General features: G+C 71.5%; 13 protein-coding genes. 5 read left to right on the plus strand and 8 right to left on the minus strand.

The features are described from left to right. On the plus strand, positions 1-262 hold a 262-nt coding region (locus tag VFX14_17870; GenBank protein HEU5191557.1), incomplete at its 5' end, for a molybdopterin dinucleotide binding domain-containing protein. 7 nt (positions 263-269) lie between these two features. On the opposite strand, the gene VFX14_17875 is transcribed toward VFX14_17870, so the two are convergent. Then, positions 270-1,091: a hypothetical protein gene (locus VFX14_17875; protein ID HEU5191558.1), complete on the minus strand. Its 822-nt coding sequence runs from the start codon at positions 1,089-1,091 to the stop codon at positions 270-272. Positions 1,092-1,222: 131 nt separating this feature from the next. Here VFX14_17875 and VFX14_17880 point away from each other — a divergent pair, with 131 nt between their 5' ends. Further along, positions 1,223-4,468 (plus strand): AAA family ATPase, encoded by a 3,246-nt coding sequence (locus VFX14_17880; GenBank protein ID HEU5191559.1) that lies wholly within the window; start codon positions 1,223-1,225, stop codon positions 4,466-4,468. Here the strand turns inward: VFX14_17880 and VFX14_17885 are convergent. Then, entirely contained in the window at positions 4,425-5,441 is a 1,017-nt protein-coding gene (locus tag VFX14_17885) for an LLM class flavin-dependent oxidoreductase (protein ID HEU5191560.1), read from the minus strand. The two genes, VFX14_17880 and VFX14_17885, sit on opposite strands and share 44 nt — an antisense overlap. Before the next feature lie 4 nt (positions 5,442-5,445). Continuing rightward, positions 5,446-5,763, minus strand: coding sequence for a hypothetical protein (locus VFX14_17890; protein ID HEU5191561.1), 318 nt, complete (start codon positions 5,761-5,763; stop codon positions 5,446-5,448). A 361-nt stretch (positions 5,764-6,124) separates the two neighbouring features. Between VFX14_17890 and VFX14_17895 the strand changes: the two genes are divergently transcribed. Beyond that, entirely contained in the window at positions 6,125-6,373 is a 249-nt protein-coding gene (locus VFX14_17895; GenBank protein HEU5191562.1) for a hypothetical protein, read from the plus strand. Positions 6,374-6,383: 10 nt separating this feature from the next. Continuing rightward, positions 6,384-7,919 carry a DUF2779 domain-containing protein gene (locus VFX14_17900; GenBank protein HEU5191563.1) on the plus strand — a complete coding sequence of 512 codons (1,536 nt, stop codon included), beginning with the start codon at positions 6,384-6,386 and terminating at the stop codon, positions 7,917-7,919. On the opposite strand, the gene VFX14_17905 is transcribed toward VFX14_17900, so the two are convergent. Further along, entirely contained in the window at positions 7,895-8,713 is an 819-nt protein-coding gene (locus VFX14_17905) for a methyltransferase domain-containing protein (GenBank protein ID HEU5191564.1), read from the minus strand. The two genes, VFX14_17900 and VFX14_17905, sit on opposite strands and share 25 nt — an antisense overlap. A 34-nt stretch (positions 8,714-8,747) precedes the next feature. Here VFX14_17905 and VFX14_17910 point away from each other — a divergent pair, with 34 nt between their 5' ends. Beyond that, positions 8,748-9,197, plus strand: coding sequence for a DUF2147 domain-containing protein (locus VFX14_17910; GenBank protein ID HEU5191565.1), 450 nt, complete (start codon positions 8,748-8,750; stop codon positions 9,195-9,197). Between the two features lie 14 nt (positions 9,198-9,211). On the opposite strand, the gene VFX14_17915 is transcribed toward VFX14_17910, so the two are convergent. The 4 genes from VFX14_17915 to VFX14_17930 all read right to left on the minus strand — a co-directional run. Next, complete coding sequence (locus VFX14_17915) at positions 9,212-10,618, minus strand: hypothetical protein (protein ID HEU5191566.1); 1,407 nt, start codon at positions 10,616-10,618, stop codon at positions 9,212-9,214. Further along, positions 10,615-10,815: a hypothetical protein gene (locus VFX14_17920; protein ID HEU5191567.1), complete on the minus strand. Its 201-nt coding sequence runs from the start codon at positions 10,813-10,815 to the stop codon at positions 10,615-10,617. Before VFX14_17920 ends, VFX14_17915 begins: the two co-directional genes overlap by 4 nt. Before the next feature lie 92 nt (positions 10,816-10,907). Further along, positions 10,908-12,308: a sigma-54 dependent transcriptional regulator gene (locus VFX14_17925; GenBank protein HEU5191568.1), complete on the minus strand. Its 1,401-nt coding sequence runs from the start codon at positions 12,306-12,308 to the stop codon at positions 10,908-10,910. Between the two features lie 41 nt (positions 12,309-12,349). Beyond that, positions 12,350-13,266, minus strand: a 917-nt coding sequence (locus VFX14_17930; GenBank protein HEU5191569.1) for an adenylate/guanylate cyclase domain-containing protein, incomplete at its 5' end; no start/stop codon positions are given.

Genomic DNA, 13,266 nt, shown 5'->3' on the forward strand with positions numbered 1-13,266 from the left:
CGGCCTCGCCGACGGCGCCACCGCGCGCGTCACGACCAAGCGCGGCAGCGTCACGGTGGCGGTGGAGGTCTCGGACACGATGCAGCCGGGGCACGTGTCCTTGCCGAACGGGCTCGGCCTCGACTATCCGGATGACCACGGCGCGCCGGTGCTCACCGGTGCGGCGCCGAATGAGCTCACCGCGAGCGAGGATCGCGACTGGTTTGCGGGCACGCCCTGGCACAAGCACGTGCCGGCGCGCGTGGAGGCGGTCGCGGGCTGAGGGCGCCTCAGGGGTTGAGGCGGTCGGAGCCGGGCCCACGGAAGCCGGAATTGCGCGCCCACGCGAACCCTTCCACGAGCTGGAGATACCACGGATACGACGCAAGAGCCGGAGGCCCGGTGCGGGGCGGGATCGCGGGCACGTCGAGGAGAGCGGCGTACGCACGCGTGACCACCACGAAATAATCCGGCATCAGCCGGGCGATCGTTCGCTCGCCTCGCCACTCGAGCCCCTCGACATGCTCCCCTTCCCCTTCGCGCAGCGGCGGCCCAAGCCGTCGCAGCAAGGCGACGCGCATCGCGTCGTACTGCGTCCGCGAAAAGCTCAGCTGATAGCCCTGGAGGCCGCGGGCCTCAGCGGGAAGATCCAGGGTTCCATGGGCCATGGCGCGGAGGACGGGCTGGCGGGCTCCATGTCGCGCGCGCAGATCGTGGCGGCGGCGCAGCTCCGCGTCCCACCGTTCGAGCATCTCCACCGCGTAGAGATCCAGTCCCCACATCCGCCGGTGATCGAGGAGGCTCCGCACGGTGACGCGCGACCCGTCGAGTGAACGTCGCCCGATATCAGGATAGAGAAGATACAGGTTGACGGTGAGCCCCTCGGCGAAGCGATACCCCAGGCATTCCGGCTGCGCGACACGGACAATGAAGCCCTCGACATCGGCGATGGTCTCGCCCTGGTTTTCGCAACCGGGCAGGGCGCCGATCGCGTCGCTGGTCCACCGCGTGCCCCAGGGGCGGTCGAGAAAGCCCGCCGGCTCCTCCTCCGCGAAAACGGAGAGGGGCCACAGTAGAGCCAGCGCCAAGCCGATCGCGCGCCACGCCTGCATGGAGCTTTTCTACGCGGCAGGCGTGAGCGCGCCGGCACGCCGGGCGTGAAAATATCGTCAATCCGGTGGTAGCCGCCCACGCCGCGCCGGGAGGCGGCCTGCTATAGTCCCGCCAGGGTGGCCCCACGCCGATGGCGCGACTCTCGCTGACGCTCCTGGGGGGTTTTCGAGCCCAGCTCGGCTCGGGCGCGCCCGTCGCCCTGACCTCCAAGAAGGCCCAGGCGCTGCTGGCGTATCTCAGCGTGCGCCCGGGGGTGCGCCATACGCGCGACAGCGTGGGCGGGCTCCTCTGGGGGACAGACAACGGCCAGGCCCGCCAGAGCCTTCGTCAGGCCCTGGTCGCCGTGCGGCGGGCCCTGCCCCGCGCGAAGCCGGCCCTCCTCGAGACCAGCAACGAGACCATCGCCCTCAACGACACGGGCATCGAGATCGACGTGCGGCGCTTCGAGCAGCTCGCCGCGGGCGGAGACGGCAAGGCACTCGCCCAGGCGCTCTCACTCTTCAGGGGGGATCTCCTCGAAGGATTCCGGCTCCGCGAGCCGCGCTTCGATGATTGGCTCCACGCGGAGCGCGAGCGCCTGCGCGGACAGGCGGCGCGCGCGCTCGAGAGGCTCTGCGCGCAGCCGGTCGCCGCGGAGGCGCTCGAGGGGGCCATCGGGGCGGCCCTCCGGCTGCTCGCCCTCGATCCCTTGCACGAGTCCGTGCACCGCTCGCTCATGCAGCTCTATCTCCGCGGGGGCCGGCGCGCCGCCGCGCTGCGGCAATACCAGGTCTGTGTCGACGTCCTGCAGCGAGAGCTCGACGTCGCCCCGGAGCCGGCTACGAAGGCGCTCTATCAGCAGGCCCTCTCCCATGCCGCGCCGGCCACGCCGCGTGCCCCGGCGCCAGAGCCGCCGCCCGCCCCGGCCACCGGCCGCCTGATTGGGCGTCAGCGCGAGATCTCGCGCCTCGGCCACGCCTTCGAGGCGGCGCGGGCAGGCCGCGGCCGGCTCGTGACCGTTCTCGGGGAAGCCGGCATCGGCAAGACGCGACTCATCCAGGAGCTGGGCGCCCGCATCGAGCGGCAGGGCGGACAACTCATCATGGCGCGCTGCTTCGAGAGCGAGCAGGTCCTGCCCTTCGCGCCCTGGATCGAGATCCTCCGCAGCGAGCCGGCGCGGGTGGGCGTCGACGAGATGGCGGCCGCGCATCCGCGTCACCGGGCCCAGCTCGCGCGACTGGTACCCGAGCTCGGCGGCGAGCGCTCTTCGGTCCCGGCGCCGCCGGAGGACTACCGGCGGATCTTCGAAGCCGTCGCGCACGTCGTCACCGCCGTGGCCTCGCGGCGGCCCACCGTGATCGCGCTGGACGACCTGCACTGGGCCGACGACATGAGCGTGCGCCTACTGGCCTTCCTCGCCAGGCGCCGGGGGATGGGGCGCTTACTCCTCCTGGCCTCGGCCCGGGACGAGGAGCTGCTCGACCGGCCGTTGACTCGCCGGCTCTTGACCGAGTCGGATCCCACGGGAGGCGAGCTCACGCTGAATGTGATGCCGCTCACCGAGACGGAGACCCTCACGCTGGTGCGTCAGCTCGCGGCCGCGTCGGATGTGGAGCGGGTCACCCGTCGAGTCTGGCGTCTCAGCGAAGGCAACCCGTTCATGGTGGTCGAGACGATGAGGGCCCTGCGCGAAGGCACCACGCCAGCGAGCGCGGACCGGCTGCCGCTCTCCAAGCGGATCCAGCAGGTCATCCTGGGACGGCTGGAGCGGCTCGGCCGGCGCGAGCAGACGCTCGTCGCCGTGGCCGCGATCATAGGGCGCGAATTCGACTACACACTCTTGCCGATGGCCGCCGGGGTCTCCGATCGGGCCGCCGCCGAAGGCGTGGAGGAGCTCGTCCGCCGCCGTGTCTTCCAGAGTACGGGCGAACGGCTCGCCTTCGCGCACGACTACATCCGCGAAGTCGCGCATCACCGCCTGCTTCCCCCGCGGCGCCGGCTCCTCCACGGCTCCGTGGCCCGCGCCATCGAGCGGACATACGCGGGACATCTCGATCCGCATGCGGGTGCGCTCGGCCGACACTACTGCGAGGCCGGCCATCCAGCGCTGGCGGCCCCGCATCTCCGCCGCGCAGCCTCGGTGGCGACCGCCCGGGGCGCCCATACCGAGGCGGTGGCCTATCTCGAGCAGGCGCTCGCCGCGCTCGATGCCGTCCCCCAGCGCCGCGCCGCCATCGAGCAGGCCATCGACGTGCGCTTCGAGCTGTCGAACTGCTTCAGCGCCTTGGGCGAGTTCGCCCGGCAGGGTGACTGGGCGGCACAAGCCATGCGCGCCGCCGAAGGGCTAGGAGATGCCCACCGGCTCGCATGGGCCTCGAGCCTTCTCAGCTACTACGACTGGGTCGTGGGCCGGCATCGCGAGGCATGCGCCCACGCCGAGCGGGCGCTGGCCGCGGGCGAAACGCTGGGCGATGTGCCGTTGAGAGTGAACGCGATGAAGTCGCTCGGCCTCAGCCATGCGATCGCCGGCTATCAGGCGCGGGCCGGCGCCTATTTCGAGCAGTGCATCGCGCTCCTCACCGGGGATCTGGCCCGTCATTCCTGCGGCCTGCAAATCTTCCCCGCGGTGACCTGCCGGGGCTGGCTCGCGTTGACGCATGCCGAGCGCGGGCAGTTCGACCAGGCTCTGGCGCATGGCGCCGAGGCTCTTCGCCTCGCCGACGAGCTCGACCACTCCTTCAGCGGGAGCATCGCCTACTGGTGCGTCGGCCGTGTCTATCAGCTGAAGCACGTCGACGACCAGGCGTTGCGTCATCTCGAGCGCAGCCTCGACCTCGCGCGGCAGGGCAACGTCGGGCTCATGATGCCGCTCGTCGGAGTCGCGCTCGGCCTTCAGCAGGCCGCCGGCGGGCAGCTGGCGCAGGGGCTGGAGCGCCTCGAGAAGAGCTTACGCGTGTTCGAGCCGGGCAATGCTCTCCACCCCTACGGGATGCGCAACTTGGGTTTGCTCTACCTGCAGGCCGGGCGGCGAGACGAGGCCCGCAACGCCTGGCACGAGGGACTCGCCCTCGCGCGTCAGAGCGAGCAGCGAAGCTCCGAGGCCAGCATGCTCTGGTTTCTCGGCAATCTCGCAGCGGAACGCGATGCGAAGGAGGCCGACGTAGCCGTCGAGCACTTCCGCGGCGCGCTGGCCATCGCCGAGGAGCTCGAGATGCGCCCGCTCCGGGCCCGCTGCCACGAGGGACTCGGCGTTCTGTTCGATCGAGCGGGTCGGCGAGCCGAGGCCGAGCATCACCTGACGACCGCGGCGGCCATGCTTCGCGAGATGGGGATCGACGCCGGCGCGGACGAGTTCAGCCGAGCCGCGGCAACACCTCGTCCCCGAGCGCACGGATGAGGCGCGTGCGCTCGGCCACGAACCCCGTCACGAGCAGGCCGTCGATGCCCGCCTCCACGACGCCGCGGAGCTTCTCGGCGCACACCGCGGGGGGGCCGACCGCGCCGAAGCGCTCGGCCAGGTAGGCGCGGAGCGCCGGCTCGGCGTCGAGGAGGCGCGCGTTCGGGCTCGGGCCCAGCGCCTCGTGCGCCGCGGGCTGATAGCCCTTCTGCACCCGCCGGATGGCGTCGGCCAGATCGCCCGGCACGTGCTTGCCCTCCAGCGTGAAGCGGAAAACGTGGTGCGCGTTCGAGGCCAGCTCCATGCGGATCTCATCAATGCCGGCGGCCACGTCATCGGTCACGTTCGCGCGCACCATGCACCAGAGATCGATGGCATCGGGGTCCCGGCCGGCCCGGCGCGCCCCCGCGTGCACGTGCGCCACCGCGTCGCGCACCAGCGCGGGCTCGAGCCCGACGTTGACGATGACGCCGTCGCAGACCTCGCCGGCCAGCTCGAGCGTGCGTGGCCCCTCCGCCGAGAGATAGATGGGCACCGCGCGGGGCGCCCAGGTGAGCCGCACCGCGCGCCCGCGCCACTCGGTTTCCCGACGGGCGTGGAGCGCGCGAACCGCCGCGATATAGGCGCGCAGGTCGGCGAGCGTGGCGGGTCGCTCGGCGAGGTTCAGGATGGCGCTGTCGCCCGAGCCGATGCCGAAGAACGCGCGGCCCGGTGCGATCTCGTCCACGGTCGCGATGCCAGAGGCCGCCACCGCGGGGTGCCGGGTGATGGGATTGGTCACGGACGGGCCGATCAGCACGCGGCGGGTCGCCTGCGCGCAGAGCGCCATCGTCGCATAGAGCTCGCGGAATACTGACTGGCTGTCCGCGACGCCGACCATCGAGAAGCCGACGTCTTCGGCGAGTCGCGCATCCGCCACGGCCGAGGTCACCGACCGGGGCAGGCAGAGCAGGCCCAGCCGCGGCGCGCGCACTTCGCTACGCGCGCCTGCCCTGGCCGCCCGCCGCCTGACGGATCAGCGCGGCAATCGCCGTGAGAATGCCGCCGCCCACGCCGCCGCCCACGATCTGCGTCAGCAGCGAGCTGAGCTCGAGCGCGCCCGACGGTGAGCCCACGCCAGCGCCACCGGTGAGAATCTCGTTGAGAATCTGACCGCCGAGAGCTCCGCCGATCATGCCCACGATCGAGTTCGCCACGGGACCCAGGTTGAAGTATCTCAAGAGCGTCGCGGCGGCGTTACCGCCCACCGCTCCCGCCATCATCTGGATGACCAGGTTCAAGAAGAAGACGTTCATGAGGTCCCTCCCCCTCCCCCGCCGCGCGCCCGGTTCCGGACTTCGCCACGCCCATCTTCGACCAGCACGCCTGGTCACTCCAATGAGACCTTGGTCCGAGGAGATGAGCAAGGCCGTCCGGCGGCTGCACAACCCACTTCGGGTGCCCTCTCGGCAGGGCATGTTGCCTAACCCGTTGATCTGACTTGCGTTCCTTCCATTCAACTCCCGCATTTCGAACTCGCGAGCGGCACGCAGTGCAGCGGCACCGGGGCGAGAAGATCTGACTCAGGCGCCGAGAGCGCAACGCTGCCGCACAGTTAGCTCCGCGTCGTCGTGGATGGCACGCCGGGAATGCCACGTGCACCCCGAAGGGGCCACCATGCCCATCACCATGACCGAAGACGAGCTGCGCTGGAGCCGCACCGTGGCCGAGAGAATGGAGACGTACGACTATCGGAATCCCGACGACGCGGACGATTACATCTCCGCTGCGCTCTATCGTCTCTTCGACGGGCGGCACTTCCGGCTCATCCGCGCCTCCGGCAGGGGCTCGTCGCTGGCCGGGGCGGGCAACCTCGGAGAGTGGCTGCCTACGAACGAGGAGGTGCAGAACTGGAAGAAGTTCTGATCCCGCGCGGTTGAGCCCGCGCGCTACCCTGGGCGTGATGGCCACGATGCCCACGCTGTCCAAGCGCCGCGTCCTCGGGGGACTGCAGTGCCACAAGCGGCTCTATCTCCAGCTCACCGCCCCTGACCTCGCCGCCGCGCCCAGCATCGCGCAGAATTTCATCCGCGAGCAGGGACATGAGGTCGGCCGGCTCGCCCGGCAGGCGTTTCCCCGCGGCGTGGCGGTGGACGCCGCGCCCGACCGGCTCGACGTGGCACTGATGCGCACCGCGGCCCTCGTGCGCGACCCGGCTGTTCCTGCCATCTTCGAAGCCACGTTCCGCCACGACGACGTGCTGGTGCGCGTGGACGTGCTCGTCCGGGCGACCGCGAGGCGCTGGCGCCTCCTCGAGGTGAAATCGGCCACGGGAGTGCGGGCACACGATCTCACCGACGTGGCCATACAGCGTCACGTGCTCGCCGGGTGCGGCCTCGAGATCGAGGCGGCGGCCGTCATGCACATCAATCGCGACTACGTCTACGCGGGCGGCGGCCTGGACATCACGCGGCTCTTCAGCATCGTCGACGTCACCCGCGAGCTTCGCGAGCTCGAGGGCGAGCTGCCGCGCCGGCTCGCCGCCATGCGCGCGGCGCTCGCGGGCGAGGCGCCGCCGGCGATCGCGCCCGGCCCGCAGTGCACGTCGCCCCGCCTCTGCGAGTTCTACGACTGCTGCAATGCGCCGCTCCCCGACGACCACGTCGCGCATCTGCCCGGCCTGCATGGCCGCCGGCTCGCCGACCTCCTCGCGCAGGGCATCGCGCGAATCGGTGATCTGCCGGACGACCTTCCCCTCAAGCCGCATCAGGAGCTCGCCCGCCGCGCTGTGCTCGAAGGCCGCCTGCTCGTCACCGATGGGCTCGCCAACGAGCTGGCCGTGCTCGGCTACCCCCGCGCCTTCATGGACTTCGAGACCCTGGCGCCGGCGCTTCCGCGCTTCGCAGGGATGCGGCCGTACGACGGCATCCCGTTCCAGTGGTCGCTGCACGTCGTGCGCGCGCCCGGCGCCGCGCCCGAACATTACGACTTCCTGCCCACCGACCCCGGCGATCCGCGCCGCCGCTTCCTCGAGGCCCTGGCCGCGGCGGTGGGCGACCGTGGGCCCATCGTGGTCTATAGCGAGTTCGAGGGGAGACGCCTCTCCGACCTCGCAGGCTGGCTCCCCGATCTGGCGCCCGCCGCGGAGGGCATCCGCGCGCGGCTCTGGGATCTCCTGCGCGTGATGCGGACCCACGTGTACCATCCGCGCTTCCTCGGCTCTTTCTCGCTCAAGCGCGTGGTGCCCGCCCTCATGCCGACGCTCGGCTACGACGGGATGGAGGTGGCCGGGGGCTCCGAGGCCGGTCCCACGTGGGATCGGCTCGTGCGGGGACGCGCGGAGGGAAGCCTCACCCCTGCGGAGACGGCGCGCCTCGAGCGCGCGCTGCGCGACTACTGCGGGCAGGACACGCGGGGACTGGTGGAGCTGGTGGGCACGCTCGAAGGCTACAGCCGCTCGAGCACCGCCTGAACGGAGACGAGCCGCCCTTCCTGGCGGTTGCGGTGACCGACCCGGATGATCTCGTCGAGACCCGCGCCCATGATGAGCCGGGGCGCGGCGTAGGCGGGGATCGCAGCCGGGTCGACGGGCCCCGCGGTCTCGGCGGTGACGTCATCCCACGCGCGCACGCGAAAGCCGGAGGCCTCGAGCAGCGCGCGCATCGCCGCCGGCGGACGGAGGAAGCTCGCGCGCTCGTCGCGCGCCCACATCACCGGATAGAGAATGGGCGCCGCCGGGCCGGCCATGGGCTCCTGGGTGGCGAGCAGCCCGCCGCGGCGGAGCACGCGGTGGATGCCGCCGTACAGGCCGGCCTTATCGGCAATATTCATTCCGCTGTTCTGCGTCCACACCACGTCGAAGGCGCCGTCGTCGAAGGGCAGCGCGAGGGCGTCGCCTACCCGATGCGTGACCAGGTCGCCCAAACCGAGCCGGTCCGTGAGGAGCTGGGCGGCGCGCACGAACGAGTCCGTGAGGTCGATGACGGTGACGCGGCAGCCATAGCGCGTCGCGAGCGTCCTCGCGGGGCCGCCGATCCCACCGCCCACGTCGAGCACGCGCGTGCCGGCCGGAGCCTTGTCGAGCCCCGCCAGGCGCGCCAGGCGAAGCGTGGCGTCGAGCCCACCGCCGTGGAAGTGGTCGGCGGGGGCGAGATCGTCCACGGTGAGGGCGTCGAGCCGCCTGCCCGCGGCGGCGAGCGCGTCGAGAATGGCCCGGCCGAGACCCTCACGCTCCCAGTACCCGCTGATCGATGTATCGTTGGCCATGGCGGTAGTGTATAGCGGCCACAGGGAGGGCCCCATGGTGAAGACACGGGTACTCACGCGGGGAATCGCGACGGCGCTCACACTCGGGCTCGCCGCGGCGGTGGCGGCGGGCGCCGACACGCCGCTCGGCAACTGGAACACCATCGACGACAAGACGGGCAAGGTGAAGTCCGAGGTGCAGATCTACGATCAGGGCGGCAAGATCTACGGCAAGATCGTCGGTCTGCCCGAGCCGAACGACGATAAGGGCAAGCCCAAGGTCTGCACCAAGTGCCAGGGGGCGGACAAGGACAAGCCGGTTGTGGGCCTCATCATCATCAAGGATCTGGTCGCCGACGGCGGACACTACAAGGGCGGCACCATCCTGGATCCCGAGGACGGCAAGATCTACCGGGCCGAGATCTGGAACGAAGGCGCCGAGCTCAAGGTCCGGGGGTACCTGGGTCCCTTCTACAAGACCCAGACCTGGACCAAGGCGAAGTAGCGCGCCCGGGCTCCCTACTCGCTGACCGGCATCTCCACCCGCCGGTCGCCCAGCACCACCCGCACGGTGAGCGACTGCCGGCCCGAGGCGATGGGCACCGCGCCGCGATAGCTTCCGGCGGGCGCAATCGGCTCGAGCGTGGTCTCGCGCACGTAGCCGTCGTTGGACTTCTGCCGCAGCGTCACCTGCGCACCGGACATCGGGCTGCCGCGCTGATCGGTCAGGCGCACCGTGAAGGTGGTTCCGTCCTGGCCGGGTGCGCGAGTGACGTCGACGCGGGGAAGACCGGGGAAATCAGGAAGGCGCTCGGTGCGCGTGGCGCCTGCCGACGTCAGCTCGGCGCGGCGCGGCGGCAGCGACGGCGGCGGAAGCTCTCGCGCCGCCTCGGTCTCACGCGGTGGAAGCGCCGCGTCGCGGGCGGGCGTGGGCTCGGCGGGCGGCGCCGCCTCGCGCCGGGCGCCGGTGTCCCGCGACGCGCTCGCGCTGCGCGTGGGCTGCTGCGAGGACTGGCGCGACGGTAGGGCCGCGGGCTCCTGGGCGGACTGGCGCGGCGGAGCGGCCGCGGGCTCCCGGACGACCTCGCGCGGCGGGGTGGCGTTGCCCGAGGGCGCGGGGGATGCAGGCGTCGCCGGCATCGGCGTGGGCGCGGGAGCGGAACTCGACGGCGCCGCGGGAGCCGCGGAACGGCCCGCGGTCTCCTCGCTCGCCGTCAAGGTCCTCGACCGGTCTCCGGTGGACTCGACGGCCGCGCGGCGCGGCTCGGTGAGAACCGTCACGAAGTCTCGGATCTGCGGGGCGAAGAGGAACGCCCCCGCCACGGCGAGGATCAGCGCGGTCGCGAATGCGCTGGTCAGCCCTGCGAAAAAGCCCCGTCGCCGTGTAGGCTCCTCGCCATAGGGGTCCTCCCCCGTAGACGACCAATCCTCGTCGTCGAGCAGCGGCTCGCTCAGTCGACGTCCTCCCATCCGGCCGCGAAAGCCCGCCTCGCGCGCGAGCTCGGCCTCGGCCCGGGCCGCCCGCATCTCCTCGATCTCCGGCCGGCGCTCGTCGTAGACCGAACGCGGCCCCTCGGCGAACGGGCGCGGCGGGGCTGGCGGCGGGGCCATCGGGCCTCGCTCCATCGGGCCTCGCCCGGGCGCGGCGGCCGGATCACGGCGAGGCGCCGTGGCGCCGGCCACTGGAGGGTGATCCTCCTGACGCGAGCAGATTGCATAGCCCTGCACGGCGATCTGCTCGGCGAGTCCGGACCGGCGGCGCTCGCGCCCGGTCGGCCACTGCGGGGCGCGCGTACCGTCGGTGTTCCGCCGGTCCGGCATGATATCGATCTGCTCACCGCGCGCGAGATGCCGATCGAGCGCGATGGTGAGTGGCGCCCCCAGCGCCGCCCGGTCGCGCGCGAGGATGAAGAGGTGTCGCATCATGTCGAGCCTCCGTTCACCAGTACTGCACGTGCCGATGGCTTGACCGGCCACACGAGAAAGCCGAGGTGCAGATCGGGCAGGCCAAAGGTGATGGCATTGACGATCGTGATTGGGGGCGCGGACGAGCACCGGACGGCGCCCTTGGTCACCCGCACCACCCTCTTCACCGCGTTCGTGATGCTGCCCCCGAGACTCATGGGCGTTCGCTTCATCCTACGCCTGTACGGAGGCATGGGGCGAGCACCGTCGATAGACGGTGGGTATTCTCCGGGCGCGCGGCTGGGGGCGGCTAGCTTTCGGAGCGCCGCCGGAGCATCTGCTGCAGGCTTTGCCGCGTGAGGCCGAGCCGCTCCGCGGCGCGGGTCTTCGAGCCGCATTCACGCAGCGCGTCTTCGATCATGCGCCGCTTGAGCTGCTCGATCGCGTCATTGAGGGTGAGCGGCGCGGCCGGCCGCGCCTCGCTCCCCCGCAGGCGCTCGGAGAGCTGGGCGAGGCCGATGGGCTGGCCGGGCTCGGCGAGCGCCACCGCGCGCTCGATCTCGTTCTCCAGCTCGCGCACGTTGCCCGGGAAGGGATAGGCGCGCAAGCAACGCAGGGCCTCCGGCGTGATCCCGGGTACGGCCCGCCGCGCGCGCTCCCGATACATCCGGAGAAAATACTCGGCGAGGGCCGGGATGTCCTCGACGCGCTCGCGGAGCGGTGGCAGCCGGACGGGGAAGACGTTCAGGCGGTAGTAGAGGTCTTTCCGGAAGCGCCCGCTCTCGACATCCATCTCCAGATCGGCGTTGGTGGCCGCGAGCACGCGCACGTCGATGCGGCGCGGGCTCGAGGCGCCCACACGGCGGATCTCCCCCTCCTGCAGCACCCGGAGGAGGCGGAGCTGCATGGCCGGCGACATCTCGCCCACCTCGTCGAGGAAGATCGTGCCGCCGTCGGCCTCCTCGAAGAGCCCCTTGCGATCGGCGTTGGCCCCGGTGAACGCGCCGCGCGCGTGGCCGAACAGCTCGGACTCGAGCAGCGACTCGGGCAATGCCGCGCAGTTCTGGGCCACGAAGCGCGCCTGGCGGCGGGGGCCATTGTCGTGGATGAGGCGCGCGAACATCTCCTTGCCGGTGCCAGTCTCGCCGAGCAGGATCACCGTGGTCTCGGTGTCAAGGATCTTACGCGTGAGCTCCACCGCGGGCCGGAGGCCACCGGCGGCGCCGATCAGCCCCTCGAAGTCGAGGGGCCGTGCGCGGCTCTCCGCCACCTCGCGCCGCAGCGTGTTCACCGCCAGCTCGAGCTCGTCCCGCAGCCGCGCGTTGTCCCGGAGGAGGGCATGGCGCTCGGCGGCGCGGCGAACGATCAGCCGGAGCTCGTTCGGATCCCACGGCTTGGGCACGAAGTGATAGATGTGGCCGGTGTTGATGGCCTCCATCAGGTTGTCGACGTCGGTGTAGGCGGTGAGGATGATCCGCATCGCGTCGGGGACGACGTCCTGGCTTCGGCGCAGGAGCTCCACGCCCGTCATGCCGGGCATGCGGTAGTCGGTCACGATCACCGCCACGTCGGGGCTCGCGGTGAGGGTCCGCAGCGCCTCCTCACCGCCCTCGGCACGGACCACCGTGAACTCGTCGGCGAGAATGGCCTCGAGCGCGTCGAGCACGCGGCGCTCGTCGTCCACGATCAGGACCGTCGCCCGCTCGTCCATCGTCCCCCGTGACGCCTCGGTCTTCTCCGGAATGAAGCGAGTCAGCCAGCGGCAACGCCGGGCTCCCGAAGCCCGACGATCTCGTAGAGCGTCTCCCGATCCTTCAGGCCCTTCAGCTTCGGGGAGCCCAGCTCGCGGTGCGCCACGAGGCCGCTCACCTCGCGGAACGTGCTGTCGGCGGCGATTATATGCGCGTCGAACAGGCGTGTCATCCGCTGGATGCGGGCGGCCGCGATCATGGGCCGCCCCACCACGACCAGCTCGCGGCGCTCGGCGGAGCCGATGGTCCCCGCCATCACCGGCCCCGACGCGATGCCCACCCCGATGTCGAAGCGCGGCAGACCCTCGGATGCCCAGCCCGCCGACAGCCCGCGCACCGCCGTCACCATCTCGACGGCGGCCCGCACCGCGCGCGCGGGCGCGTCCTGGCCTCCCTCGGCCACGCCGAACAGGACCACGATCTCGTCGCCGATGAGCTGCTCCACAGTCCCGCCGTGGCGGAAGATCACCTCGACCATGCGCGCCAGGTAGGCGTCGAGGAGGCGGAGCACCACGGGGCCGGGCGTGCTCTCGATGAGGCGCGTGTAGCCGCGGATGTCCGCGAAGAGCACGGTGGCCTCGCGCCACTCTCCCGGCTGATCCAGCAGGGTCGGGTTGCCGACCACCATGTCAGCGAGGCGCGGCGAGACGTAGCGCTGGAGCTGCGCGCGCACCCCCGCTTCGCTCACCACGCGGGCCTGGGCGGCCCGGAGGTCGGCGAGCGTGGCCTCGAGGTCGGCGTTCTTCGCCGCGAGGTCCTGCACGAGGCGCTCGCGCTCCGCGCTCAGGAGGTGGCGCTCCACGCCGCGGCGCACGGTGTGGATCAGCTCCGCGGGATCCCATGGCTTCAGGATGAAGTGGTAGATGTTGGCGGCGTTGATCGACTGCATCAGCGCCTCGGCGTCCGTGAACGCGGTGA

Source organism: Candidatus Methylomirabilota bacterium (genome assembly GCA_035764725.1).
Taxonomy (GTDB): domain Bacteria; phylum Methylomirabilota; class Methylomirabilia; order Rokubacteriales; family CSP1-6; genus DASRWT01.

What these genes read in the sequence shown, in the direction of transcription:
- VFX14_17875 (HEU5191558.1), bottom strand. Translation starts at nt 1,091, where the DNA reads ATGCAGGCGTGGCGCGCGATCGGCTTGGCGCTGGCTCTACTGTGGCCC.
- VFX14_17880 (HEU5191559.1), top strand. Translation starts at nt 1,223, where the DNA reads ATGGCGCGACTCTCGCTGACGCTCCTGGGGGGTTTTCGAGCCCAGCTC.
- VFX14_17890 (HEU5191561.1), bottom strand. Translation starts at nt 5,763, where the DNA reads ATGAACGTCTTCTTCTTGAACCTGGTCATCCAGATGATGGCGGGAGCG.
- VFX14_17895 (HEU5191562.1), top strand. Translation starts at nt 6,125, where the DNA reads ATGCCCATCACCATGACCGAAGACGAGCTGCGCTGGAGCCGCACCGTG.
- VFX14_17905 (HEU5191564.1), bottom strand. Translation starts at nt 8,713, where the DNA reads ATGGCCAACGATACATCGATCAGCGGGTACTGGGAGCGTGAGGGTCTC.
- VFX14_17910 (HEU5191565.1), top strand. Translation starts at nt 8,748, where the DNA reads ATGGTGAAGACACGGGTACTCACGCGGGGAATCGCGACGGCGCTCACA.
- VFX14_17915 (HEU5191566.1), bottom strand. Translation starts at nt 10,618, where the DNA reads ATGATGCGACACCTCTTCATCCTCGCGCGCGACCGGGCGGCGCTGGGG.
- VFX14_17920 (HEU5191567.1), bottom strand. Translation starts at nt 10,815, where the DNA reads ATGAGTCTCGGGGGCAGCATCACGAACGCGGTGAAGAGGGTGGTGCGG.
- VFX14_17925 (HEU5191568.1), bottom strand. Translation starts at nt 12,308, where the DNA reads ATGGACGAGCGGGCGACGGTCCTGATCGTGGACGACGAGCGCCGCGTG.